This is a genomic window from Nitratireductor thuwali (genome assembly GCF_036621415.1).
GTDB classification, from domain to species: domain Bacteria; phylum Pseudomonadota; class Alphaproteobacteria; order Rhizobiales; family Rhizobiaceae; genus Chelativorans; species Chelativorans thuwali.
The window spans coordinates 907,531-932,272 of record NZ_CP030941.1 but is presented as its reverse complement, the minus strand read 5'-3'; the positions used below and the strand labels follow the sequence as shown (position 1 = coordinate 932,272).

21 protein-coding genes are annotated in these 24,742 nt (G+C 62.3%); 17 read left to right on the top strand and 4 right to left on the bottom strand.

The genetic code is table 11. The annotated features are described in order from the left end of the window. Window positions 1-18: 18 nt before the first annotated feature. The gene (locus NTH_RS04495; RefSeq protein ID WP_338528885.1) at window positions 19-474 is read right to left on the bottom strand and encodes a transporter substrate-binding domain-containing protein; all 456 of its coding nucleotides are present in this window, start codon (window positions 472-474) and stop codon (window positions 19-21) included. A 237-nt stretch (window positions 475-711) separates the two neighbouring features. Between NTH_RS04495 and NTH_RS04490 the strand changes: the two genes are divergently transcribed. Next, window positions 712-993, top strand: coding sequence for a hypothetical protein (locus NTH_RS04490; RefSeq protein WP_338528884.1), 282 nt, complete (start codon window positions 712-714; stop codon window positions 991-993). 67 nt (window positions 994-1,060) lie between these two features. Here the strand turns inward: NTH_RS04490 and NTH_RS04485 are convergent, their stop codons facing one another. Further along, window positions 1,061-1,972 (bottom strand): aldose 1-epimerase, encoded by a 912-nt coding sequence (locus NTH_RS04485; protein ID WP_338528883.1) that lies wholly within the window; start codon window positions 1,970-1,972, stop codon window positions 1,061-1,063. Then, window positions 1,969-2,850 (bottom strand): NAD-dependent epimerase/dehydratase family protein, encoded by an 882-nt coding sequence (locus tag NTH_RS04480; RefSeq protein WP_338528882.1) that lies wholly within the window; start codon window positions 2,848-2,850, stop codon window positions 1,969-1,971. The genes NTH_RS04485 and NTH_RS04480 overlap by 4 nt, the downstream gene beginning before the upstream one ends. 378 nt (window positions 2,851-3,228) lie before the next feature. On the opposite strand from NTH_RS04480, the gene NTH_RS04475 reads away from it, so the two are divergent. The 14 genes from NTH_RS04475 (at window position 3,229) to NTH_RS04410 (ending at window position 21,436) form a co-directional block, all read left to right on the top strand. Next, window positions 3,229-5,181 carry an ABC transporter substrate-binding protein gene (locus NTH_RS04475; protein WP_422392422.1) on the top strand — a complete coding sequence of 651 codons (1,953 nt, stop codon included), beginning with the start codon at window positions 3,229-3,231 and terminating at the stop codon, window positions 5,179-5,181. 244 nt (window positions 5,182-5,425) lie between these two features. Beyond that, a complete protein-coding gene (locus NTH_RS04470) occupies window positions 5,426-6,412 on the top strand; it encodes an ABC transporter permease (protein WP_338528880.1) in 987 nt (328 codons plus the stop codon). A gap of 5 nt (window positions 6,413-6,417) precedes the next feature. After that, window positions 6,418-7,563, top strand: coding sequence for an ABC transporter permease (locus NTH_RS04465; RefSeq protein ID WP_338528879.1), 1,146 nt, complete (start codon window positions 6,418-6,420; stop codon window positions 7,561-7,563). Beyond that, on the top strand, window positions 7,563-9,320 hold the full coding sequence (locus tag NTH_RS04460; RefSeq protein WP_338528878.1) for a dipeptide ABC transporter ATP-binding protein: 1,758 nt from the start codon (window positions 7,563-7,565) through the stop codon (window positions 9,318-9,320). Before NTH_RS04465 ends, NTH_RS04460 begins: the two co-directional genes overlap by 1 nt. Before the next feature lie 10 nt (window positions 9,321-9,330). Further along, window positions 9,331-10,539 carry a mandelate racemase/muconate lactonizing enzyme family protein gene (locus NTH_RS04455; protein ID WP_338528877.1) on the top strand — a complete coding sequence of 403 codons (1,209 nt, stop codon included), beginning with the start codon at window positions 9,331-9,333 and terminating at the stop codon, window positions 10,537-10,539. An 8-nt stretch (window positions 10,540-10,547) separates the two neighbouring features. After that, the gene (locus NTH_RS04450) at window positions 10,548-11,576 is read left to right on the top strand and encodes a lactonase family protein (protein WP_338528876.1); all 1,029 of its coding nucleotides are present in this window, start codon (window positions 10,548-10,550) and stop codon (window positions 11,574-11,576) included. 28 nt (window positions 11,577-11,604) lie between these two features. Further along, a complete protein-coding gene (locus tag NTH_RS04445; RefSeq protein WP_338528875.1) occupies window positions 11,605-12,351 on the top strand; it encodes a ribonuclease activity regulator RraA in 747 nt (248 codons plus the stop codon). Between the two features lie 169 nt (window positions 12,352-12,520). Beyond that, complete coding sequence (locus tag NTH_RS04440) at window positions 12,521-13,240, top strand: GntR family transcriptional regulator (protein ID WP_338528874.1); 720 nt, start codon at window positions 12,521-12,523, stop codon at window positions 13,238-13,240. Between the two features lie 360 nt (window positions 13,241-13,600). Further along, on the top strand, window positions 13,601-14,593 hold the full coding sequence (locus tag NTH_RS04435; RefSeq protein ID WP_338528873.1) for a D-2-hydroxyacid dehydrogenase: 993 nt from the start codon (window positions 13,601-13,603) through the stop codon (window positions 14,591-14,593). A 58-nt stretch (window positions 14,594-14,651) separates the two neighbouring features. Continuing rightward, window positions 14,652-15,533 (top strand): 2-hydroxy-3-oxopropionate reductase, encoded by an 882-nt coding sequence (locus NTH_RS04430; protein WP_338528872.1) that lies wholly within the window; start codon window positions 14,652-14,654, stop codon window positions 15,531-15,533. 185 nt (window positions 15,534-15,718) lie between these two features. Next, window positions 15,719-16,126 (top strand): GbsR/MarR family transcriptional regulator, encoded by a 408-nt coding sequence (locus NTH_RS04425; RefSeq protein WP_338528871.1) that lies wholly within the window; start codon window positions 15,719-15,721, stop codon window positions 16,124-16,126. Window positions 16,127-16,207: 81 nt separating this feature from the next. Next, window positions 16,208-17,335, top strand: coding sequence for an efflux RND transporter periplasmic adaptor subunit (locus NTH_RS04420; protein WP_338528870.1), 1,128 nt, complete (start codon window positions 16,208-16,210; stop codon window positions 17,333-17,335). A 5-nt stretch (window positions 17,336-17,340) separates the two neighbouring features. After that, entirely contained in the window at window positions 17,341-20,466 is a 3,126-nt protein-coding gene (locus tag NTH_RS04415) for an efflux RND transporter permease subunit (RefSeq protein ID WP_338528869.1), read from the top strand. Window positions 20,467-20,899: 433 nt separating this feature from the next. Further along, window positions 20,900-21,436 (top strand): transposase, encoded by a 537-nt coding sequence (locus tag NTH_RS04410; protein WP_338531806.1) that lies wholly within the window; start codon window positions 20,900-20,902, stop codon window positions 21,434-21,436. A 540-nt stretch (window positions 21,437-21,976) separates the two neighbouring features. Here the strand turns inward: NTH_RS04410 and NTH_RS04405 are convergent. Continuing rightward, the gene (locus NTH_RS04405; RefSeq protein ID WP_338528868.1) at window positions 21,977-22,495 is read right to left on the bottom strand and encodes a TetR family transcriptional regulator; all 519 of its coding nucleotides are present in this window, start codon (window positions 22,493-22,495) and stop codon (window positions 21,977-21,979) included. Window positions 22,496-22,622: 127 nt separating this feature from the next. Here NTH_RS04405 and NTH_RS04400 point away from each other — a divergent pair, with 127 nt between their 5' ends. Both NTH_RS04400 and NTH_RS04395 read left to right on the top strand, forming a co-directional pair. Further along, a complete protein-coding gene (locus tag NTH_RS04400) occupies window positions 22,623-23,768 on the top strand; it encodes an FAD-dependent oxidoreductase (RefSeq protein WP_338528867.1) in 1,146 nt (381 codons plus the stop codon). Window positions 23,769-23,798: 30 nt separating this feature from the next. Beyond that, window positions 23,799-24,686 carry an alpha/beta hydrolase gene (locus NTH_RS04395; protein WP_338528866.1) on the top strand — a complete coding sequence of 296 codons (888 nt, stop codon included), beginning with the start codon at window positions 23,799-23,801 and terminating at the stop codon, window positions 24,684-24,686. The last annotated feature ends 56 nt before the right edge of the window (window positions 24,687-24,742 follow it).

The following is a 24,742-nucleotide window of genomic DNA, read 5'->3' as shown; positions in this document are numbered from 1 at the left end:
CTGTCGGTTGCGCATCGCTCACTGTAAAGCCTCCGAAAGCAGAAGCAGCGCCTCCTGCTGATGCGTGTGGAGGAACTTGTCCAGCCGTACGAGCCAGCCGTTCTCGCCCGGCGGAACCGCCAGCACATGCCGCTCCCTGGTGCCGTCGCCATCCGTATCGGCTGTGAGATAGGGAAGCGTCGTGGCGATGCGCCCCTTCCACGGTGTGTCGGCGGTCAAACCAGCGGCCACGATGTCGAGCTCGAAATGTTCCAGCTTCGCGAGCAGGTCGTTTGCCGCTCCGTACTGCCATTCCGCCCGTGCCCCTATCGCTTCGGCATAGCGTCTGATGAGTTCCACCTCGACACCGCCAGGTTCCGGATCGACATCCGTCCAGGGCGGGTTTTCGGAAAGGCCGACGCGAACGACGCCGCCAACGGCTCTCTGCGTCGTCGCTTGCGGATCTTTCGGGAAGTCGCTGCAGGCGGCCAGCATGGCTACGGCAATAACCGCAAGAGATCTGCCCGACCGTCTCACAAGCTGTCCTGTTCGAACCCGCTGCCTTGTACGTGTCGCGTAAAGGCAATCGGCCCTTTCCGGCGGCTTTCGGCGCCAGGCATGGCCAATGCGGCTTGAGCGCCGGAGCGGAAGTGTAGCGGTCATTGTGCAGGAACCGCCACTCGGCGGGAAGGTTCCGAGATGCCCTTTCGGCGGAAGCCGTCAGAGGATTGGATGGACAACGCGCTGCCAACGGGCTTGCTGATGCTCAGGGTGATCCCGTATTTCCTGCCGCTGACGATCGTCCTCATCCTCTTCGCAGCCTTCCCGCAGATCAGCCTCTGGCTGCCGGATCTCGTCATGCGCCCGCAGCAGCGTTGGAACGCGTTCGCCAGGACACTGCAGCGACTGATCGGTGCTGATGGTGTGGTCGAACAGGACGAGAGAGAGAGTCGTTGTCCTAGCGCCAGCCGCACGCCATGGGCGTATTCGACAAAACCGTCACGCTTCTCATGACGGTCGTTGGCCGGCTAGGGCAGCCAAGCAAGGCTTCCCGCTGCGCTTTGCTGGCACGCCGGCTGCATCATGGACGGTCAACGGACAGCCTTGCAATACCAGCGAGCGTTTCACCAGGGGCCAGCAAACACAGGCCGGTCTCAGGAGAGGGTTCCGGAAGGGCTGCGAAGGCGCCCGAGACATGGGATGCAGGTTCGAGGCAAAGGTACTCGGTCCTCCAGTGCACGACGAGACAGGAGAGGCGGGGGCTGCCGGAAAGGGTGATCCTGGCGCCATCGCCGATCCATGCGCTCGCTTCCGTCCAGTCGGAAAAATGCCGGGTGGAATCGATCTCGATCGAGTTGCCCCCTGTGCTGCCGTAGCGAGCCGTTCGTTCGGGAAGGCCTTTCGGACCGGCTGGTTCCCACCGGCTTGCTGCGTCGGTCATGACCACTCCGTCACGCGGCGGCTTGAAATATGGATGCCAGCCAATACCGCCAGGCATGGGCGCGCCGCTCGTATTCGTGAGGCTCAGGCCAATGGAAAGGTGCTCTGCATGAAGTTCGAACCTTTGAGTGGCGGTGAAGTCGAACGGCCATTCATCGTCGGCGCGATAGGCCAGAGCCATCTCGATGAAATCGGCGCCCTTCTCGGTGACGATCCACGCGCGGCGGTGCGCCGGTCCGTGCATGACGTCCGCCCCGTTCGCCGCGTTGGGCTTCAGTCGGATCAGGCGTCCATCATGCTTGAACGCGGCACCTCGCAGCCGGTTGTGAAACGGAAATAGGGGGAAAGCCCCCGCCTTGGGCCATTTGACCGGGTCGAAAGAGGTGTCGTGCAGCGGTACGAGAAGATCGCCGTGACCGACATGGCGCAGACGCAGCATGCGCCCGCCCGCCAAGGGCTGGAATGTTGCCTCGAAGCAATCGTTGCGGATGGTGTGACGATCGGAGATCGGGTGCGCAAGTGTGTCTGAGGACGAGCCTTCGGAGATCGTCATGGCCGGCGCTGCCGCATCTTGCCGTCATGGTCGATCACACAGAAACGACCGCCCTGGAAGTACTCAGCGATCTGCGGCAGCGGCGAAGGGAGTTCTTGCTCGGATTCAGGCCCGGCGATCGCTTCGGCGGTGTCGGCGGGTCTGTAGCCCAGCTCCGTTGCGGTGCTGTTGTTCCACCAGTTGGATGGCACGCGGGACACGCCAAAGACCGTTGTACAGGTGATGTCGGGATGCTCAAGTCCGATCAGGACAAGTTGCGCTAGGTCGCGGGCGCTGACCCAGATATTCAATGCTCGCGCGTCGGCGGGCCGCTCTCCGGCATTGCCGATGCGGATGTTCAATGTGCGGATGCCGAACTTGTCGTAGTAAAGGCCGGCCTCCAGCTCTCCCCAGCATTTGCTCAGCCCATAGAGGCTGTCGGGCCGCATCGGGTCCGTGTCGGCAATCCGTGTCTGGCGGGGATAAAAGCCGACCACGTGGCTCGATGAGCCGAAGACGACACGCTCGATTCCATTGCGCCGCGCCGCCTCGAGCACATTGTGGGTGCCCAATACATTGACCCGAAGGATATCTTCTATGTTGCGTTCGTTCGGGTGGGCGGCAAGGTGCACGACGGCATCGACGTCGACCAGGCTCCTGGAGAGCTCTGCGTGATCAGATATTTCGACCTGTTCCCAGGTTTCCCCTGGTCCCAGCCTGTCGGGGCGGGCTTTATCCACGATCTTGATGTTAGCCACTTTTCCGGCGAGGGCGTTTCGGAGCGCCGTGCCGATCCTACCCGAACCGCCCGTTATGGCGATCCGTTTGTCGGAACGGAGAATGGGCGGATACGCCGTATCCGCCTCCGGGTTTTCGGTAAGTTCGTCGAGATTTGCCATTAATCAGAAGCCTTCGAACACTCGCTGTCGCGCATTGTTGACGTGGTCGAGCATCATCGCTCTCGCCCACCCAGCACCGCTCTCGCCCCACCCAAGGCGCCAAGTTTGTGAAGATAATGTGCGAATCAATAAAAAGCCCCCTTGGTTTCGTGTGGCATGATTTTCAATTTACGCAATTAAATCCGCGATTTGTGGATATTGCTGCCTGGAAGGCATATCCCGTCTAGCACCGTAGGGTTCGATTTTCCATAGAAAATAATGTACGATATCTATTGATATGTGTAAATTGTTGTACTACCCCTTTGATGTGCGCTGTGAACGGCCGAAGGGGTGGAGCCCGTGGCCGGTGGGAGGTGTACGAACAATGGGAGGATGGACATGATACGAGATATTGAAGGAGTCGCGCCCCGACCGGTGAGGCGCCCGACTGCCGGACTTATGCTGGGCGCCGCGATTTTGCCGTTGCTTGCGCTGTCAGCGGGCGCACAGGAGGCGACCGGCCAGGCTCCGGCGCTTGCGGAAATGGTGGAGGCGGGCAGCCTGCCTCCCGTGGCGGAGCGCGTTGGCGACGAGCCTGAGGTGGTGGAGCCGCTGAACGCGATCGGAACCTATGGTGGCGACCTTCGGATTGGCCTGCGGGGAAGTTCCGACCACAACCACATTCTGCGCGTCATCGGTCCTCAGGGCCTCGTGCGCTGGGATCCCGAGTACACCGAGATCGTGCCCAACGTGGCCGAGCGTTTCGAGGTTGAAGACGACGGTCGCGTGTTCACTTTCTATCTCCGCGACGGGATGAAGTGGTCGGATGGCAAGCCGTTCACGGCGGACGATGTGCTGTTCAACATCAACGACCTTGTGCTGAATGAGGAGTTCGCGCCTACGCCGCCACGCTACACGTCGGGTGGTGAGCCGTTGCAGGTCGAGAAGGTGGATGACTATACCGTACGCTTCACCTTCAAGGAGCCTTATGGCGACTTCCTGGCGGAACTTGCCAGCCCGCTGGGGCAGCATCCGGTGCTTTACGCCAAGCATTACTGTTCGCAGTTTCACCCGAGCTTCAACGACGATGTGCAGGAACTGATCGAGGCGAATGGCGCCACCGACTGGCAGAACCTGTTCCTGCAGAAATGCGGTGACCTCGAAATCCCGGCCCGCTGGGGCAATCCGGAGCGCCCGACGCTGGATCCCTGGGTCGTGAAGGAGCCTTATGTCGGCGGCGCCACGCGCGTGGTGATGGAGCGCAATCCCTATTTCTGGCAGATCGACACCGAGGGCAACCAGTTGCCCTATATCGACCGGATCGTTGCGCCGATCGATCAGGACGTGGAGAGCCTCATCCTCGCCGTGATCGGCGGGCGGATCGATTTCGGCCTCCGGCACATTGATCCGCCGGCAAACCGGCCTGTTCTGGCAGAAAACCGTGAGAAGGGTGATTACCGCTTTTTCGCGGCGGAGCCGCCGGGCGGCAGCAACATGGTCATCACCCTGAACCTCACCCACAAGGACCCCGATCTGCGGGAGCTGTTCAACAAGAAGGACTTCCGGGTCGCGCTCTCCGTCGGCATGGATCGCCAGGAGATCATCGACACGGTGATGCTGGGCGAGGGTGAGCCGTGGCAGCACGGGCCGTTCGAGGATCACCCGTACTACCACGAGCAGACTGCGAAGCAGTTCCTCGAACATGATCCCGAGAAGGCGAATGCGCTGCTGGACGGCCTGGGCCTCGAACGCGAGCCTGACGGCGTGCGCCAGATGCCGAATGGCGAGCCGGTGCGCTTCCAGGTCGACGTCATCCCGACCTTCGATCCGGTCTGGGTGGATGCTCTGCAACAGATCGAGCAGCAATGGGCCGAGTTGGGCGTGGATATGGAAATTAACCCGATGGAGCGAACGTTCTTTTACGAGCGGACCTCCAACAGCAACGACCACGATGCCGCGGTGTGGAACGCCAAGCAGAGCTGGGTTGCGGGTCAGATTCCGCAGATGCTGGTCCCGGTGCACCACGACAGCCGCTACGGCATCGCCTGGCGTGACTGGTACCTGAGCGGTGGCGAGAATGGCGAAGAGCCGCCGGAGTCGGTCAAGGAACGTCTGCGGCTCTATGACAAGGCGCGCGGCCTGACCGATCCGGAAGAGCGGCGCCAGACCATGCTTGAGATCGCTCAGATTGCGGCCGACGAGTTCGAGGTGATCGGCGTGGCCAAGGCCATTCCGACCTATGGCATCGTAAAGAACGACCTGATGAACGTGCCGGAGAAGATGCCGAGTTCCTGGTACTACGCGACACCCTCGCCGACCCTGCCACAGACTTGGTTCTGGAAAGACGGCTAGGTCAACTTCTGCGGCGTCACCGGAGCGGTGGCGCCGCGCCCTTCCACCAACCCGGCCCGGCAATGGTGCGACCCGTCACTTTCGGGACCGAGGAGGACATAGCCCTCCGGGATGAGCGGAAGACTTGCGCATCCGGCGGTTGCCCTATGCTGATCACCACTCGCCAAGCCCCGCGATGTGTCGCAAATAGTCGACCTGCGCGGTCCCGGGGCGACCGAAGAAATATCCTTGCGGGAGTGTCTTGATGCTACTTGCCTACATCGCGCGCCGGATACTCTGGACGATCCCGTTCATGTTCGCGGTCTCGCTCATTGCATTCGCGCTGATCACCGCGCCTCCTGGCGATTACCTTACGTCCTTCGCTGCGACCCTTGCCCAATCCGGTGATATTGTGGATGAAGCCAGGCTGGATGCGCTTCGCGAACGCTATGGGTTCGATCGGCCCTTCCTCGTCCAGTACTTCCATTGGATCGGTGGTGTCCTTCAGGGCGACTTCGGGATTTCCTTCGAATGGCAGCAGCCGGTGGGCCAGCTGATCTGGGAGCGCATGGCGCTGTCCGTCACCCTGGCACTGGCGACGTTGATGTTCACCTGGGCGGTGGCACTTCCCATCGGGATCTACTCGGCCGTCCGGAAGTACTCGATCGGCGATTATTTCTTTACCGCGGTCGGTTTCATCGGGCTTGCCACGCCGAACTTCCTCTTCGCGCTCGTGCTGATGTATGTTGCCGTGGTCTACTTCGGCGCAGATGTTTCAGGGCTTTTCTCGGAGCAATACCAGGATGCACCCTGGTCTCTGGCGAAGATCGGCGACCTTGCGGCACATATCTGGATCCCGGTCATCATCCTCGGCACCAGCGCGACGGCAAGTCTCGTCCGCATCATGCGCGCCAACCTGCTGGATGAGTTGTACCGGCCCTATGTGACAACGGCCCGTGCAAAGGGCCTGTCCGAGTTTCGGCTGATCATGAAATATCCGGTGCGGATCGCGATAAATCCCTTCATCTCGACCATCGGCTGGGCCTTTCCGCAGCTGATATCGGGCGCCGTCATTACAGCCTTCGTGCTGTCGCTGCCGACCTCGGGACCGCTGATGCTCCAGGCGCTCCTGGCGCAGGACATGTATCTGGCGGGCGCTTTCATCCTTCTGCTCTGCTGTCTGTCAATCGTGGGGATGCTCGTGTCTGACATCCTGCTTGCGGTGATCGACCCGCGCATTCGTTTTCGGTGACCCAAATGACTGCTGAAACTGAAATCGACCCCCGTGCCTTGACGCAATCGCCGGAAGACTTCGCTTCTCAATGGCGTCTGATCTGGATCGCATTCCGCCGGCATCGCCTGGCCATGACCGGTGCGATCATCGTCCTTCTGTTCTACCTCGTGGGCGCATTTGCCGAGTTCCTCGCTCCATTCGACCCGAATGCGAGCTCATCGGAAAACATCTATCATCCGCCACAGATGGTTCGCCTGATCGACCGGGGCGCCGAAGGGGGGTGGTCCTTCAGCCCCCACGTTATCGGGATGACGATGGAGCGTGATCCATTCACGCTTCAGACCACCTACACCGAAAACCCCGATCACAAGATCTATCTGGATTTCTTCGGCAAGGGCGTTCCCTACGAGCTCTGGGGCATTATCCCCATGGAGCGCCATTTCTTGACGACGGAAGACCCCGATGAGCGCTTCTACCTGTTTGGGGCAGACCGTCTGGGGCGCGACATGCTGAGCCGGACGATCTACGGAACGCGGATATCCATGTCCATCGGTCTTATCGGCGTGAGTCTCAGTCTCCTGCTGGGCCTGATCCTGGGCGGCATTTCCGGTTACTTCGGCGGTGGCGTCGACATGTTGATCCAGCGGATCGTTGAACTGGTGATCTCTCTGCCGACGATTCCGATCTGGCTGGGCTTGAGCGCCGCGCTGCCTCAGGACTGGTCACCGCTGTCGCGGTATTTCGCAATCACCGTCATCCTTTCACTGGTTGCGTGGACGGAACTCGCGCGTGTGGTCAGGGGCCGGTTCCTGGCCCTGCGCACCGAAGATTTCGTCACAGCGGCCCGCCTGGACGGTTGCTCGCGGCGACGGGTGATCTTCCGGCACATGATGCCGTCCATGGTAAGCCACATCATCGCCTCCGTGACTCTGGCGATCCCGGTGATGATCATCGCGGAGACATCGCTGTCCTTCCTGGGGCTCGGCCTGACGCCGCCGATCATCTCATGGGGCGTGCTTCTGAAGGAAGCGCAGAACGTCCGGTCCATTGCCCAGGCGCCATGGCTCTTCGTCCCTGGCGCGGCGGTATGCCTTGCCGTACTCGCCCTGAATTTCCTGGGCGATGGCCTGCGCGACGCGGCCGATCCCTATGCGCAGGACAGTCACTAATGAGCAACAAAGCCATGAAAATCAAAGGCAACGCACCTGTTCTGGAACTCAAGAACCTGACCACGGAGTTCGTGACCAAACGAGGCGCCTTTCGCGCGGTGGACGACGTCTCGCTCGCACTGCACGCCGGGAAAACGCTTTGCGTGGTTGGTGAAAGCGGGTCGGGCAAGAGCGTGATGTCGCGCTCGATCCTGCAGATCGTCGATCCGCCCGGCCGTGTGACGGGCGGGCAAGCGCTGCTGCACCGGCATCGCACGGCGCGTGCCGGTGCCGGGGAAGAGACCGTCGACCTGCTGCAGCTCAATCCCAAGTCATCGGCCATCCGCAGCCTGCGCGGACGTGACATCGCCATGATCTTTCAAGAGCCGATGAGCTCGCTGTCGCCGGTTCACCGGATCGGCGATCAGGTCGGCGAGGCGATCCGCCTGCATGAGAACGTCTCGAAGAAAGACGCGCGTGAGCGGACCCTCGAACTGCTTCGCAAGGTGGAGATCCCGCGCCCGGAAAGGGCCATCGATCAATTCCCCTTCGAGTTCTCCGGCGGCATGCGGCAACGCGCGATGATCGCCATGGCGCTGGCCTGCAATCCGACGGTGCTGATCGCCGATGAGCCGACCACGGCGCTCGATGTCACGATACAGGCGGAGATCCTGGATCTGATCCGATCGATCCAGGACGAGAGCGATATGGCGGTCATGTTCATCACCCACGACATGGGCGTGGTGGCCGAAATCGCGGACGAAATAGCCGTGATGAGATTCGGCAAGGTGGTTGAGACGGGAGATGTCTACGAGATATTCGAGGATCCCAAGCACCATTACACGCAACGACTGCTCCGCTCCGTCCGGGAGCTTGACCACCCGTCCGGACGGCGGCTGGCCATGCGCCAGACCCGGCCGGTGGGCGCGCCCTGTCTGGTGTCGGAAGGTGTGAGCAAGGTCTTCGGCGCGAGCAAGAAGAGTTGGTTCTTCGGCGAAAGGAAGGGTCTCATTGCCGTCAACGAGGCCGATCTGGAGCTTCGAACCGGCGAGAATCTCGGCATCGTCGGCGAAAGCGGTTCGGGCAAGACGACACTCGGCCGGTGCTTGCAGCGCGTGCACGATGTCACCGAGGGCAGGATCCTCTACACCGATGATGCCGGGCGCGTGCGCGACCTGGCCCCCATGACGGAGGATCAGCTGGCGCAGCCCTGGCGCGACATCCGAACCGTGTTCCAGGATCCGTTTTCCTCGCTCAATCCGCGCATGACGATTGGCCAGATCATCGCCGAGCCTCTCGTCGTCGAAGGTAGGCTTTCGGGGCGCGAGATCCGCGAACGCGTCCATGAATTGCTTGAACTGGTTGGGCTTCCCGTGTCGGCCTATATGCGATATCCGCATGCGTTCTCGGGCGGGCAGCGGCAACGCGTGTCCATCGCACGGGCGATTGCGCCGAATCCGCGCATCATCATCGCCGACGAAGCGACCTCGGCCCTCGATGTGAGTCTGCGGACGCAGATCCTCGACTTGCTCCTCGATCTTCAGGAACGACTCCACCTGAGTTTCATCCTGATCAGCCACGACATCGCGGTTATCCGATACTTCTGCGATCGCATCGCCGTGATGTATCGAGGCCGTATCGTCGAAACCGGGGAGACCGAGGCGGTCTGTACCGCGCCACGGCACGAATACACCCAGTCTTTGCTTTCCGCCGTACCGGTGGCCGACCCGCGGGTGCGGGGACAAAAACAACGCGTTCGCTACCGCGAAAGCGCCTGAGGGACGTCCCATGAAGATAACCGAAATCAAGACCTATCTGATGCAGGTCGGAGCGCGTCCGGGCATGCCCGCCGGCGACGGATCGTTTCGCGGCTCGCGCAACTGGCTGTTCGTGAAGATCGAAACGGATGAAGGAATATGCGGTGTCGGTGAGTGTTCCGGCTGGCCGCGTGTGATCGAGCGAGCGGTACAGGACCTTGCCACCATTTTGGTCGGTGAAGACCCGCGCGACATCGATCGGCTGTGGCACCGCCTCTATGTAGGCACGATGGGCCATGGCATGACTGGCACGGTCGGCGGCGGCGCCCTGACCGGCATCGAGATGGCGCTTTGGGACATCAAGGGCAAGGTGCTCGGCCAACCGATCTGGAACCTGCTCGGAGGCAAGTTCCGCGACATGATTCCCGTATACGGACATGCCAAGACGCCCCAGCGCGCGCGGGAACTGATGGACCGGGGCTACAGCGCGGTGAAGGTCGGCTTTACCGGTGGCGTCGATCTCGATTTGGTTTCGTCGATCCGCGATGCAGTTGGGTCGGACGTCGACCTGATGGTGGACGCCCATGGGCCGTCCTGGATGACCGCCGGCGACGCGATCCTGGTCGGGCGCGAGCTGGAGAAGCTGGACCTGCTTTTCTACGAAGATCCGGTCGCGCCGGAGAACCTGGATGCCTTGCAGCGGGTGCGCGATGCGGTGGACATTCCGCTTGCGGCGGGCGAGCGGGTCAGCACGATCTGGGGAATTCGCCCTTATGTCGAGCGCGACCTGGTCGACGTGATCCAGCCCGACACCGGCCGTGCCGGAGGGATCACCCAGATGCGCAAGATGGCGGCGATGGCCGAGTCCCACTACATCACCATGGCGCCGCATTCCGGCTCGCTCGGTCCGGTGGCGGAATTCGCTGCGCTCCATATTCTGGCCACCATCCCGAACGTGCTGATGCTAGAGCGTGTCGAGTTCGATTGGCCTGGGCGCTACGAGGTCGTGTCGCCGGTCTTGAAATCGGAGAACGGCACCCTGCGCGTACCTGAGGCGCCCGGCCTGGGCGTAGAGCTGATCGAGGAAGAGATTGGGAAGTATCCCAGCGACCGCAACGTGGCCGACATGCCGACGAACGAGAACGCCTATGAGCCCGGTACCTTTGGAGAATGCGTATATTTCCAGACGCGCCTTCGTCGCCGTGCCCGCCTGAGGTTGAAGCGGACGGAAGGGGATTAGGTACAGCCGTGCACCCGACCGATAGCACACGCCCCCATGGGAAGAATCTTCTCGTTCTCGCGCTCGCAGGGGAGGGGGCTCTGGCGCTCTGCGAACTCGACACGGCGACGGGCGCGCTCGCACTGCTTGAGAAGGTGTGCCTGCCTGGTGCCGAGGGTGGCTGCGGCGGCATGCCTTTGGCGACCAACCGAAAGGGCGACAGGTTCTACGCGGCCTGGCGTGGCGAGGAACCGAGGCTGTTCAGCTTCGAACTCGACAGCCATGCCCTCCGGCTGAAATTTCTATCAGAAGCCAGCTTGCCCGCCAGCATGTGCTACGCGATGCTGTCTTCTTGCGGGCGACGCCTACTGACCTCCTCCTATACGGGCAGCACGATTGCCATCAGCCCGGTGGATGGCGAAGGCAGGGCCGGCGAGCCGCTCATGGTCGAGGAAGCGATGCATGCGCATTGTCTGGTCGAGGCGCCGAACGGGCTGGTCTACGCTACCAGTCTCCGCGGTGACTTCATCCAGATCTACGCATTCGACGAAGCGCGAAGCAGCTTGCGGCCGATCGCCCGCCGAGCGGTGCCGGCAGGCTCCGGTCCGCGGCATATCGTTTTTTCTGCGGACGGGAAGTCGGGATACCTTTTGTCCGAATTCTCGGGCACGTTGACCCTCTTCGATGTGGGGCCGGAGACGGGCTTGCTCACGCCGAGGCAGAGCGTCGATCTTCTGCCGGAAGGCGAGAAGGCCTGGGCCGCCGAACTGCGCCTCAGCCCAGGGGAGCGCTTCCTCTACGCATCGGAGCGAAAGACATCGCAGGTCTTCGGCTATCGCCTCGGCGGGAGCCGGGAGATGCAGTTGGTTTGTGCAGAACCTGCGCCGGAATGCCCCCGCGCCTTCGGGTTCGACGCTTCGGGCCGCCACCTTATCGCATTGGGTGAAAAAAGCGGCGAAGCCCGGACCTATCGGGTCGGACAGGACGGTGCGCTCGACCCTGTGGCGCAGCTGCAGGTTGGCCCCTCGCCGAGTTGGGTTCTGGCGGCCGCGCTTTGACACTCCCGGAAGCATCAAGGAATCGACAATGAATGAAAGCACCCGCGAAAAGCTCATGCACATATCCGTTGCGACGATTGCCACAGCCCTCTTCAAGCGTGGCCTGCGCCACCAGGTGATCCAGGGCGTTCACCCCATTGGGTGGAAGGGCCGCAATATGGTCGGCCCCGCCTTTACCCTGCGCTACATGCCCGCCCGCGAAGACCGCAACAACATCGAGGTCTTTCGCAATCCAGAGCACCTGCAGCGTGTTGCGATTGAGACCTGCCCGGAGGGCCATGTGCTCGTCATGGACAGCCGGAAGCAGGCGAATGCGGCGTCTGCCGGTGATATTCTCGTCACCCGGCTGATGAAACGTGGCGGGGCCGGCGTGGTGACCGATGGCGGTTTTCGCGACGCCGCGGCGATCGCAGGTCTTGCCATCCCGGCCTATCACACGCGTCCCTCGAGCCCGACGAACCTGACCAATAACGAGGCCATCGCCATCAACGAACCGGTCGGCTGCGGCGACGCGCCGGTCTTCCCCGGCGACATCATCGTCGGCGATGCGGACTGTGTCATCGTTGTTCCTGCGGAAATTGCCGACGACATCGCCGACGAATGCATCGAGATGACCGCCTTTGAGGAATTTGTGGCCGAGCGGGTGGCGGAGGGCGCCACGATCATTGGCCTCTACCCTTGCACCAAGGAGGACAATCGCGCGGCATATGAGGCGTGGCTTAGGGCCAAGGACAGTTCGTATTTCTACCACCGGATCAGGCAAGATGAGCGTTGAGATCGCCCGGCAGGCCTTTGGCGGTGCGCTTCCCATGATGGTTGGCTCCAGTTTCTTCTCGACAAGGAAAGAACGACCACTGGATGCGCAGGATGATGTACTATATTCGTGACGTGCGGCCCGATGCGGCTCTGGCTGTGAGAGGATCTCGGCCAGCAAGAGGAACAAGATGGATCAAATAGCCAAGAATTCTCAGGCGACGTTGAAACCCCGGCCGAAAGCCAAGAAGGTTCGTGAGCCGGGCTACAGCCGCATCGCGCACCTGATCCGCGAAGAGATCTTCGGTGGGCGCGTGAAGGCCGGGGACCGGCTGAAGGTGTCCGACATCGCCAAGCGGTATGGAACCAGTACGAACCCCGCGCGGGAAGCGCTTCAGGTGCTCGAAGGCGAGGGCCTGGTCACGATCATGCCCAATCGCGGTGCCAGTGTGCGCGAGATCAACGAGGACATGCTTCAGAATGTCTTCGACCTGAAGATCATTCTTTGGGCCTATATCGTCAAATCCTTCGTCGAGTCTGCAACGCCCGACGAGATCGCCGAACTGCGGCGCCATCAGGAGCAGTGCGAAGAGGCGGTTCATAAGGGCGACTATGCCGCCTACCACAAAGCCAACGTCGCGTTTCATGATTTCATTGTGGACCATCATTTCAACAGCGAAGCCGTGGCGATCATCCGGAAACATGACAGATGGCTGCAGGCATTGTCGAAGTCCGATCCGCTGAACCTTGCCCAGATGCGCCGATCCATCGCGGAGCATTGGCGCATAGTCGAGGCGGTGGAAAACGGAGAAACGGAAGAGGCCGCGCGCGCCATCGAGGAGCACCTCATGAACACCCAGACGGCCTTTCAGGATCGTCTGCGCAGGAAGCGTCTCAAGAAGGCGGACTAGGGCCATCCGGCACTGCCCCTCCGGGGGCAAATCTCTTTCGAAAAGCTCCAGAACCGGGGCCATCGGCAATGCTCTGAGCGCGGTAGGCACGGGCGGTATTGCGGAGTCCGGATTTGCCAATTTTTTCAAGGTGTTACTGCTGCAATAACCGGGCCGACTATTCGTTTCTGCTTGAGAATCACACATTAATGTAATATTGATTGTGTGCGAAATTAACAGCCGTTGCGAGCCGCGAAGGCCGTGCAATCTGGACGGTCGGCGCCGGATTTTGCGTCCAGCGGCTTCGAGGCCTTCAACGACAGTTCGGGCGAAAATGGCCGTGCCCGATGTGACGCGGAACAAGACAGGACAGCGCAGCATATGACAGACACGGCAGCCCTTGTTTCCAGCGACCTTCCCTTCGATGGCGATCAGTGGGCGCGTCTGGAGGCGGCCTTGGCGCCCGGCCGGATCATCAAGGTCGATACCGGTGATGATGTTGCGGTTGCAGCGGCCCTTGAGGAGGCGGAGGTCGCCATTCTGAAGGGGGACCTTGATGAGCGGTTCGTCAATGCGCCCCGGCTCAGATGGGTCCACTGCGACCATGCCGGGCTGACAAAGTCGGCCCGGCCGGAGGTTTTCGAGAAGGGTCTGATCGTCACCGGCTCCGCAGGGCGCTCCGGCCCGGCCCTGGCCGAACACGTGATGATGTTCTCGCTCCTGCTGTGCTCGCGCTACCCGGATTTCTACGAGGCACAAAAGCGGCACGAATGGCGGCGCGTTCCGGAGATGGCGGACTTGCGCGCGCTGTACGGACGCACCATGGGCGTCATCGGCATGGGCCACACCGGCCAGGCACTGGCCGTGCGGGCCAAGGCATTCAACATGAGGGTCCTGGGCTACCGGCGCCGCAATGTGCCGGCGCCCGAAGGCGTGGACCGGATGTATTGCAGCGATCTGGGCGAAGGGATCGACGATCTCCTGGAACAGTCCGACATCGTCGCTCTGGTGATAAATCTGTCTGATGCCACGCATCACCTGATCGGGGCCGAGCAACTGGCCCGGATGAAGCGCTCCGCCGTTCTCATTAACCTGTCGCGCGGTGCGGTGATCGATCAGGACGCGCTAATCGCGGCCTTGACGGAGGGCAGCATTGCGGGCGCGGGGCTCGACGTGACGACACCGGAGCCGCTGCCTGCGGATCATCCGTTGTGGGACACGCCCAACCTTCTCATCACACCGCATTTCACCGCTGCTCTGCCGGACCGCTCCGAGCGCTCGCTGAACATGATCATCGACAATTTGCACCGCTACCGTGCCGGGCAGGAGATGCTCAACCGGATCAGCGAAGAGGATCTGTGGTCGAAAGGCTGACGCGGTGTGCCATCCGGCTGCGGTCGGCAAGTACTCACCATGAAAGGATAGGATCGGCATGAATATCGGCTTTATCGGCCTGGGGGTCATGGGACAGCCTATGGCGGAGCATCTGATCACGGCAGACCACAGCGTTCATCTCTATCGCGTGAAGGAAAGGTCCCGTCATCTGGTAGAGTTGGGGGGGCACGCAGCGGGATCCCCTAAAGCGGTCGCCGAAGCGGCTGACATTGTCATCCTCATGGTGCCGGATACGCCGGATGTTGAGGCCGTGCTGTTTGGTGAGCAGGGCGTGGCCCAGGGCTTGAGCGCGGGCAAGACGGTGATCGACATGAGCTCCATCTCACCGGTGGCCACCCGGGGGTTCGCCAGCCGCATCGCCGCGCTGGATTGCGCCTATCTCGACGCCCCCGTCTCCGGCGGTGAGGCCGGTGCCAAGGCGGCGTCGCTTTCCATCATGGTCGGCGGAGGGCAGAAGGATTTCGACAGGGTGTTGCCGATTCTCGAAGTGATGGGCAAGAACATCAATCTCGTCGGCGGCGTCGGTGACGGGCAGACGGCAAAGGTTGCCAACCAGATCATCGTCGCATTGACCATCGGCGCGGTGTCGGAAGGCCTGCTCTTCGCATCGAAGGCGGGGGCCGACCCGGCAAAGGTGCGTGCGGCGCTGATGGGCGGTCTCGCCTCGTCGAAGATCCTGGAGATGCACGGCCAGCGCATGATCGACCGGACCTTCGAGCCGGGATTCCGCATTTCGCTGCATCAGAAGGATATCAACAACGCGCTCAAGGCCGCCCGCAGCCTCAAGATGTCGTTGCCCTCGACCGCGCTTGCCCAGGAGATCTTCAACGCCTGCGCGGCGCAGGGCCATGGCGAGCTGGATCATTCGGCGCTGATCCGGGCGCTTGAATCGATGGCGGCGCATGAGATCGGTGCCTGAAAGGCAATCGACAAATACTGGAGGCAGCCGGCGCCGAAACGAATATCGTCAAAGAAACCGCGGCAATCGTTGTGTTCATTTTTGACAAAACAATCTGACTGAACTATATGATAGGCATGACTGAGCGCGAGCACCCTGTGCAAGACTTTATCGAGACAATGGGCCTAAGGTTCCAGGACCAGCAAATGCCGCGCATTGCCGGTCGTCTGTTCGGGCTTCTGCTTATCGAGGGTGGTCCCTTCAGCTTCGGCGAATTGGCCGATCGTCTCCAGGTCAGCCGGGGCAGCATCAGCACAAATGCGCGCCTGCTCGACGATCTCGGATTGATCGAGCGGGTGGCAAAGCCGGGCGACCGGCAAGACTATTACCGCATCGCGCCGGAGGGGCTGGTCAGCCTCTTCCGCAAGCAAGTCGCGAAATTGAGGTGGTCCGGCGAGTATTACCGAAGCACCGCAGAACAGCTTCCCGATCACATGGGCCACGCCAAGCGTCGCCTGACTGTGGCCGCAACTTGTGCGCACAAGGCCGCTGAGGGCCTGGAGCGCGGCCTGGCCGAGGCTGAGGCAATACTGGAAGAGCAGAACGTAGCCTGACCTGACGAGATCGAAATGACCCTGAGGGGTCAAATCCGCATGCAGCGAAGTTCATTTTGTACTGAACGAAGGAGATAAAAGATGGGGCCAAAATGGCCGAAACGACTTGGAATAGCCGCCGTGCTTGCCACAGCGGCTGTCGGCACCGTCATTTACGGGGCAGGAGGGCGGACCCCTGAGCCGGTCGAGGCGGGAACTCTGGCGCCCCAGTATCGCGAACTCGCACAGATCGAAGTCGCCACGGTGGAGCCGCGCGCCATGAGCGAGCGGGTTCGCGTCAGCGGCGAGCTGCGCCCAGTGAACAGGGCGGTCGTCACGGCGAAAGTCTCGGGAACCGTGCTCGAGGTCAATGCGCGGCCGGGCCAGGCCATCAAGAGCGGTGACGTTCTCGCCCGCTTGGAGACGGAAGACCTCCAGTCGGCCCTGGTGCAGCAGGAGAGCAACCTTGAAGCCGCCCGAGCTCAGCTCACTCTTGCCGAGCAGACCCTTAAGAAGACGAAGCGCCTGGCCGAGCGTGGCTATGCCACCACGGCAGCGCTCGAGAAGGCGCAGAGCGACGTGGCCGCCGCCCGCGCCAATGTGCAGGGCCTTTCGGCCCAGTCCGAAACGGCGCGCACCGCGTTGCGCGACGCCGTGCTCGTGGCGCCTTTCAACGGCGTCGTCGCGAGCCGGTCGATCGAGCCCGGCGAGACCGTCGCCGCCAATACGGAGCTCATGACGGTGGTGGACGCCTCGGTGCTCGAAGCCGAAGTGCTGGTCTCGACGCGCGACATCACGCGTCTCGAGGTCGACCAGATGGCCAAGCTGCAGGTTGACGGGCTGGAGGATACCACCATCCTCGGCACGGTGGACCGCATCAACCCGGTCGCCAATGCAGGAACGCGCTTCGTCCCCGTGTTCATCCGGCTGGAGAATACCGAAGGCCGCCTTTGGGGCGGCATGTTCGCGACCGGCTCCATCCTTGTCCGCCAGGAGGAGAATGTGCTCGCCATCCCGCAAGCGGCACTGCGCAACGATGAGGAGGGTCAGCACGTGCTGAAGATCACGAACGGCAAGCTGGTCCGCCAACCGGTCGAGCTAGGCCCGATCTGGAGCGGCGGGCGCTTCGTAGAGATCACCAGCGGCATCGTGGCCGGAGACATCATTGTCAGCGCGCCCCTGCCGGAGCTTCAGGCCGACATGCCTGTCACCATTTCGACTGCCGGATAAAGATCATGTTTCTTACGCGCATTTCCGTAGGCTATCCCGTCTTCGCTACCATGATGATGGTGGCGCTGGTGGTGTTCGGTCTTTTCTCCTACCAGCGGCTCGGAGTCGACCAATATCCCGATGTCGACGTGCCGGTGGTCGTCGTGATGACGACTTATCCCGGCGCCACGCCTGAGACGGTGGAGACGGAAGTGTCGCGACCGGTCGAGGAGGCGTTGAACACCATCAGCGGCATCGACCGGGTGACGTCCAGCTCTTATGAAGGCCGGTCGCTTGTCGTTGCCGAGTTCAAGCTCGAAGTGCCGGCCGCCGCAGCCGCCCAGGACGTGCGCGACAGCGTCGCTCCTTTGGAAGCCTCGTTTCCCAGCGGCGTCGATAAGCCTCTCGTCCAGCGCTTCAACCCGTCCGATCAGCCGATTATCTCGATCGCCCTGAGTTCGCCGACCGTAGGCCTGCCGGAGCTGACGACGATTGCCGAGAGGCAGGTCGTGAAGGAGCTCAGCACGATCTCCGGCGTCGGCGAGGCCATGCTCGTCGGCGGGCAGAGCCGGCAGGTGGATATCCGGATCGACGAGACCAGGTTGCGCGCCATCGGCGTCGGCGTGGACGAGGTTGTCAGCGCCCTGCGCAGCGGCAACCAGAACCTGCCTGCCGGCAATCTGGTCACCGCGCTTTCGGACAGGACCATCCAGGTCCAGGGCCGGATTTCCGAGCCCGCAGATTTTCTCGACATGATCGTCGCCCGCCGAGGCGGAGGCCCGGTTTATTTGCGCGATGTCGCGACCATCGTCGAAGGTGCTGCCGACGCGACCAGCCGCGCGATCTACAATGGCGAGACGGCGCTGGCGGTCAATGTGGTCAAGGTGCAGGACGCCAACACGGTAGAGGTCGCAGACGGCGTCAAGGCGCGCATCGCGGCACTTGAGGCGGAGCTGGCACCGCAGGACGTGCAGCTGCGCGTGGTCAGCGATTCATCCATCGCCATCGAGGAGTCGGTTGAGCAGGTGCAGTCCACCCTGATCGAAGGCGCGGCGCTGGCCGTCGCCATCGTCTTCCTGTTCCTTAATTCCTGGCGCAGCACCGTGATCACTGCGCTGACGCTGCCGATCTCGATGATCGGCACGCTCGCCGTCATCAGCTTCCTCGGCTTCACGCTCAACACGATGAGCCTGCTCGCGCTCACGCTCTCCATCGGCATCCTCATCGACGACGCCATCGTCGTGCGCGAGAACATCACGCGCCACCTGCACATGGGCAAGTCGCACATCCGGGCGGCCCTCGACGGCACCGGCGAGATCGGTCTCGCCGTGATGGCAACCACGGCCACCATCGTAGCGGTCTTCCTGCCGGTCGCCTTCATGGAAGGCATCGTCGGCCGCTTCTTCTACGAGTTCGGAGTCACGGTCTCGGCGGCGGTACTCATCTCGCTCTTCGTCAGCTTCACGCTCGATCCGATGCTCTCCAGCGTCTGGTACGATCCAGACGCGCAGCCGAATGCCAGGAGGGGCCTGGCCGGCCGCCTTGTCGCGCAGTTCGACCGTGGCTTCGAGAAGCTAGGCGGCGTTTATCGCCATGTGATTTCCTGGACCCTTCGGCACCGCCTGATTACCCTGATCACAACAATCGGGATTTTCGTCGGAAGCGTGTTCATGGTCCCGCTCGTCGGCGTGGAGTTCGTTCCGCCGGCGGATCAGGGACGCATGCAGGTCAATATCACCGCCCCGGTTGGCTCGTCGCTCGATTATACTACGGCCAAACTCAGCCAGGTCGAGCGTGCGCTGAAGGAGTTTCCGGAGGTCGAATCCATCTATTCCACAATCAATACCGGCACGGGTGCGGGCAAGCACAAGGCGACCGTCCTGGCCGAGCTCGTGCCGCATGAGGAGCGGCAGCGCACTCCGGTCACATTGGCCCAACCCGTCCGCGAAAGGCTGTCGGCGATTGCAGGCATCGACATCGCAGTGGTGCAGGAAGGCCTCGGCGGCGGCCAGAGCCCCATCCAGATCAGCGTGATGGGCGATGACCGGGCCGTGCTGGAGCGCATTGCCAAGGAACTCGCCGCGGAGATGCGCCAGGTGCCCGGCACCGTCGATGTCACGACGACGGCCGAAGAACCGAGCACGGTGCTTTCCGTGCGGCTAAAACAGGAGGCGGCAAGCGATCTCGGCATCAATATCCAGCAGCTGGGCACGATGCTCAATGCGCTGGTCGGCGGTGAGGAGGTGACGAGCTGGACGGACAGCACCGGCAAGACCTACGACGTGGTCGTGCGCCTGCCGCAGGAGCAACGCGCCGACGCCGCCGCCCTCGGCGAACTGATGATCGCGACCGGCCGCACCGACGAGCGCGGTGCGCCGACCATGGTCCGTCTCGATCAGGTTGCCGATTTCGATACGGCGACGACGGCGTCCGAGATCCAGCGCCTCGATCTGACGCGCCAGGTCAAGGTGAGCGCCGATGTCTACGGCCGGACGCTGGGCGAGGTGACCACGGACCTTCAGGCGCTCATCGCCGGGAAGGACCTGCCTGCCGGGTACCGCATCCAGTTCGGCGGCCAGTCGGAGGACATGCAGGAGACGATGGGGCACATGGCGACCGCGCTCGCCATGGCGGTTATCTTCATCTATATCGTGCTCGCCTCGCAGTTCGGGAGCTTTGCACAGCCCATCGCCATCATGACGGCCCTGCCGTTGTCGCTCATCGGCGTGGTTCTCGGGCTGCTCGTCGCCGGCAGCACGGTCAACATGTTCTCACTGATCGGCTTCATCATGCTGATGGGCCTCGTCACCAAGAACGGCATCCTGCTGGTGGACTTCGCCAATCAGGAGCGCAAGCGCGGCTTGCCGCTCAGCGAGGCCCTGATCAACGCCGGCGCCATCCGCTTCCGGCCGATCATCATGACGACGCTCGCCATGATCTTCGGCATGCTTCCCCTCGCGCTTGCCGTGGGCGGCGGCGGCGCACAGCGCGCGCCAATGGCCCATGCCGTCATCGGCGGCCTGATCAGTTCCACCATCCTCACGCTCGTCATCGTGCCGGTGATCCTGTCCTATATCGACAGCATTACCCAGCGCCTCGCCCGCTTCCTGCCCAAGGCGCCGGACGAGCAGCACGCAGCTGGTTCGGTTTGATGCCGAGGTGTTGCCGGGTTGGCACTCTGCTCGGGCGGTCGCGAAGGCAGAAGCAGTAAAGGCCGACCCTGGTGTTCAGTTCTCATCCGCGTTCAGGGGCCAACCTGCGAAAGCGAACGTTCACAAGAGGCTCCGGCGCCGGCGGCTCGCACTTTTGAAGGGCCGCTGCCACGGCGGCGATAGGCTGTATCCAATGAAAACAACCGTAAAATTTCTCAGCAGTTCCACAATGAAGCGACTGCAGTAGCTATCGGTTACATAGGCTTCACCAAAGTCAGCAGAGGTGAGGGCCAAGTTGCCCTATTCTAGGTTGTTGGGCTTGGCCGGCAAAAGCCCGTGCAAGTGCAAAATACTGTCCCAGCGATCTGCCTTCGGAACGGGGAGCTTTGGCGCGCTGTCAACGTTGACCGGCACCAGCTTCTTCGCCGCCTTTATGAACAGCCTGTCAAAGTTGGCGGTGATTAGACGGCAGGTGCCATCCCGCTGGGCGACCGAAGGAAACGGCCTCGATCCCTCGTTGATGGCCATAGACCCAAAACACGGTGAAGAACCAAATCGCCCAACGAGTTTGAGAACGCTAGCGGTCAATACTCAAACGCTCGAATTTACTGATGTTGCGGACTATGGGTTTTGTAACGTCGACGGTGCGGAGCGGCGGCAAGTGATGACGCTCGCCACCGACGAGTTCATCCGCCGCTTCCTGCTGCATGTCCTGCCGCGCGGCTTCCATCGCATCAGGCACTACGGCCTGCTCGCCGGCTCCGCCCGCAAGGCCAGCCTCGCGCTGGCGCGCGAACTGCTGAACGTCGCCGCGCCGCCCGATGACGACAACCCTGCCGAGCCGGAGGACTTCCGGCCGCCATGCGCCTGCTGTGGCGGACGCATGGTCGTCATCGAGGTATTCGAACGATGGAGGCAGCCGCGCGGACCGCCGGACACATCGGCGACGAACCGGGAAAACGCTCCATGACCCGGCATGCCATGATCCAACCTACCACCGCAGGCATTCAGCCTCCGGCAGCAGACCCACGCGCGTCTATCGTGATCAGCGAGCCCGACAGAGCCGCGCCTTTCCGCGCACAGGTCCGACAACACCGCGCGGCGGCGCAACGAAGCGGCCTGTCCGTATCCATCCCGGTGATTCCCGACGGCGGTCGCGCCACCGCCGACACCGGCTGAAAATCGAAATCCCCATGGTCATTGACTGTGGCCCGCGGGTTCCTTCCTCGGGGACTTTCGTACGCCTGCCGGCGCCCGAAACTCTTCACGATTCCAGACCGACTGGTTTTGGAAAATGATCATGGGATAGCTGCCGTTCGCCATACGTGGAGGTTTTCGATGCGGGCCGCCAATGCCAGCGGCAAACATGTGCTGCAGCCCGCATCGAATAACCATCCACGATGGCAGACATTTCCGCCGGCCCTCTTGACGTGACGAAACGGTCTGGCAACCGCAAGAAACCGCGAGATGTCGTTCTGCGAACCAATAGGCGATGGGGTGCGTCCTGGCGCTACGGCAGTTCTTCGACGAGGTAGCGCTGGAGCGTGCCGCCGATCATGACCAGAGCTGTGGCGTGCGGCAGATCATCGCTCGAAAGGCCGAGGACATAGCGTGCATAGGCGAGGCCGAGAATCTGCGTTGCGATCAGACAGGCGCGTTCGCGAGCGCGTTCTGGGCCTGCCACGCGTGCAACCATGGTGCCGACCTGGTCCGCCAATATGGTACGGATGCGGCTGGCAGCGTCCTGGTTCGTCGCCGCGGTCCGTATCAGAACCCTCAGAAGATCGCCATCCTGCCGCCCCTCCCAGCGCTGAAAGAAATGGGCCACAAGGGTCTTTCCGAGTTCGCTTCTATCCGCCTGCGACAGGTCCGGCAGCGCGAGGTCGATCGACACGGCTTCAGCTAACAACTGCTCCTTACCACCGAAGTAGCGGTTGATCAGCGCCGGATTCACACCGGCGTCGGCCGCTATCTCGCGGACCGTCGTGCGCTCGAAGCCGTGGATCGAGAACGCTTTACGTGCGGCCATGACAAGCCGCTCCCGCGTCGCCTGAGCATCTCGCGCCATATGCAAGCTCCTATGTAAATGCGTGTTGACTTACGGCCTCACAATCGCTAAGTAAACACGTGTTTACAGTAACTGAAGGATTCTTGCAATGACTGTCACCTCCACGGACGTCCTCATCGTCGGCGCCGGTCCGGCGGGACTGGCCACGGCCATCGGGCTTGCGCAGCGCGGCGTCGATTTCCTGATCGTCGACGCCCTGCCGGAGGCGCAGAACACCTCCCGCGCAGCTGTAATCCATTCTGCGACGCTGGAGAGCCTGAGAGAACTCGGAGTCGCGGATCTGCTCATCGAGCAGGGCATCAAGGTACCGAACTTCAGGATCCGCGATCGGGACTCAGTTCTGCTCCATGTTGATTTCGCGGGACTTCCATCTCCCACCCCCTATGCACTCATGATTCCACAGGATGAGAGCGAGCGGATCCTGATCGATCGTTTGTCCGCACAGGGTCATGCGATCCAAAGACCTGTGCGACTCACGGGTTTCGAAGCTATCAACGACGGCGTACGGGCCAAGTGCGCGACCGGATCCGGCGAGAAGGTGATCGAAGCACGCTACGTCGTGGGGGCCGATGGCGAGAAGAGCAGCGTGCGTGGCCAGGCCGGCATAGCGTTTCCGGGGGACTCCTACGGCTCCTTCCTGCTGGCCGACGTCAGGATGGAGTGGCCGATCGCCAAGGACGAGGTGACCTTGTTCTTCTCGGAAGCGGGAACACTCGTCGTCGCGCCTATGTCGCGGGATCGTTACCGCGTCGTCGCGCAGCTGCCCGGCGCGCCCTCCGTGCCGACCATCGCAGATGTCCAGAAGGTGATCGATTCCCGCGGGCCGCGATCTGGTCCGCGCGTGGGCGAAGTTCTCTGGGGCTCCCGCTTCCAGGTTCACCACAAGCTTGCCGAGCGGCTTCGCAAGGGACCGGTGCTGCTCGTCGGCGACGCAGCTCATGTCCACAGTCCGGCTGGCGGTCAGGGGATGAATCTGGGGCTCCGCGATGCGGCGGTTTTGAGCGAGGCCCTGGCCGAGGCTCTGCGCGCCGGATCCAGCTCTGCACTCGACGCCTACGCAACGGAGCGGCGAGCGGCCGCGGCCGAGGTCCTGGAGATGACCGACCGCCTCACCCGCGTCGCCACCATGGCCAATCCCACGGCGAGATGGGCCCGCAACAGGCTGATCGCGACGGCAGCTTCGCTTCCCCAGGTTCGCCGCTATGCGGCGAGGACACTGGCCGGGTTCAACTGAATCCGGCGCGGGGCCTCGAAGGAGACAGTCATGCTAGCACCCAGAGCAATAAGGTTCGTCGTCGAAGGAACCGAATGCGTCGGCCATCTCTATGAGCCGGCCAATACCGCTGCGCCATATCCAGTTGTGATCATGGCGCACGGGTTCAGCGGCACCCAGCAGGGCTCGCTCGCCCGCACAGCACGCAATTTCGCCGGCAATGGGATCGCAGCCTTCACGTTCGACTATCGCGGCTTCGGCGAAAGTGGCGGGGCGGTGCGGCAGGTCGTCGACATTCACAAGCAGCAGGCAGACTGGAGAGCCGCGATCGAGTTTGTGAGAGGCCTTGAGGCCATCGATCGCCACCGCATAGCCATCTGGGGAAGTTCACTGAGCGGAGCGCACGTGGTCGAAGTGGCGGCACAGGACGAAGAAATCTCGGCCGTGGTGGCACAGGTGCCCTTCAACGGATTTCCCGACAAAGTCGAGGGGCGATCGGCCCGAGACAACCTGTCGCTCCTGTGGGCTGCGGTGAAGGATCGTGTTCGCGGATGGCTCGGCCTGCAGCCGCTCTATGTAACGGTCGTCGGGCGCTCAGATGACCTCGCCGTCATCGCGACGGACCGGGCGGAGGCGATCATCGCCTCGCTCCAGGGCACGCACTGGCAGAACAAGGTCGCTCCGCGCGTCATCCTCGACATGGCGATCTGGTATCGGCCTTCCAAGAGCGCCCATCGTCTGAGGATGCCGATCCTGGTCTGCCTGGCTGAGCGTGACGAGCACACGCCGCCACATCTCGGGCAACAGATCGCCGACGCCGCGCCGCATGCCGAAGTCCTCATATACCCTTGCACTCACTTTGACTTCTATGAAGAGGCAATTCGACAACGTCTGGTCCGGGATCAAACCACCTTCCTGAAGCACTGCTGGGCGAATTAGTCCGACCCGGCTACCTGTCCGTGTTCTCGATCTTGGTGTGCCCCACAAGATCTGAA

Coding starts and splice junctions, on each gene's coding strand:
- NTH_RS04495 (WP_338528885.1), bottom strand. CDS start 474: ATGCTGGCCGCCTGCAGCGACTTCCCGAAAGATCCGCAAGCGACGACG.
- NTH_RS04490 (WP_338528884.1), top strand. CDS start 712: ATGGACAACGCGCTGCCAACGGGCTTGCTGATGCTCAGGGTGATCCCG.
- NTH_RS04485 (WP_338528883.1), bottom strand. CDS start 1,972: ATGACGATCTCCGAAGGCTCGTCCTCAGACACACTTGCGCACCCGATC.
- NTH_RS04480 (WP_338528882.1), bottom strand. CDS start 2,850: ATGGCAAATCTCGACGAACTTACCGAAAACCCGGAGGCGGATACGGCG.
- NTH_RS04475 (WP_422392422.1), top strand. CDS start 3,229: ATGATACGAGATATTGAAGGAGTCGCGCCCCGACCGGTGAGGCGCCCG.
- NTH_RS04470 (WP_338528880.1), top strand. CDS start 5,426: ATGCTACTTGCCTACATCGCGCGCCGGATACTCTGGACGATCCCGTTC.
- NTH_RS04465 (WP_338528879.1), top strand. CDS start 6,418: ATGACTGCTGAAACTGAAATCGACCCCCGTGCCTTGACGCAATCGCCG.
- NTH_RS04460 (WP_338528878.1), top strand. CDS start 7,563: ATGAGCAACAAAGCCATGAAAATCAAAGGCAACGCACCTGTTCTGGAA.
- NTH_RS04455 (WP_338528877.1), top strand. CDS start 9,331: ATGAAGATAACCGAAATCAAGACCTATCTGATGCAGGTCGGAGCGCGT.
- NTH_RS04445 (WP_338528875.1), top strand. CDS start 11,605: ATGAATGAAAGCACCCGCGAAAAGCTCATGCACATATCCGTTGCGACG.
- NTH_RS04440 (WP_338528874.1), top strand. CDS start 12,521: ATGGATCAAATAGCCAAGAATTCTCAGGCGACGTTGAAACCCCGGCCG.
- NTH_RS04435 (WP_338528873.1), top strand. CDS start 13,601: ATGACAGACACGGCAGCCCTTGTTTCCAGCGACCTTCCCTTCGATGGC.
- NTH_RS04430 (WP_338528872.1), top strand. CDS start 14,652: ATGAATATCGGCTTTATCGGCCTGGGGGTCATGGGACAGCCTATGGCG.
- NTH_RS04425 (WP_338528871.1), top strand. CDS start 15,719: ATGCCGCGCATTGCCGGTCGTCTGTTCGGGCTTCTGCTTATCGAGGGT.
- NTH_RS04420 (WP_338528870.1), top strand. CDS start 16,208: ATGGGGCCAAAATGGCCGAAACGACTTGGAATAGCCGCCGTGCTTGCC.
- NTH_RS04415 (WP_338528869.1), top strand. CDS start 17,341: ATGTTTCTTACGCGCATTTCCGTAGGCTATCCCGTCTTCGCTACCATG.
- NTH_RS04410 (WP_338531806.1), top strand. CDS start 20,900: ATGAACAGCCTGTCAAAGTTGGCGGTGATTAGACGGCAGGTGCCATCC.
- NTH_RS04405 (WP_338528868.1), bottom strand. CDS start 22,495: ATGGCCGCACGTAAAGCGTTCTCGATCCACGGCTTCGAGCGCACGACG.
- NTH_RS04400 (WP_338528867.1), top strand. CDS start 22,623: ATGACTGTCACCTCCACGGACGTCCTCATCGTCGGCGCCGGTCCGGCG.
- NTH_RS04395 (WP_338528866.1), top strand. CDS start 23,799: ATGCTAGCACCCAGAGCAATAAGGTTCGTCGTCGAAGGAACCGAATGC.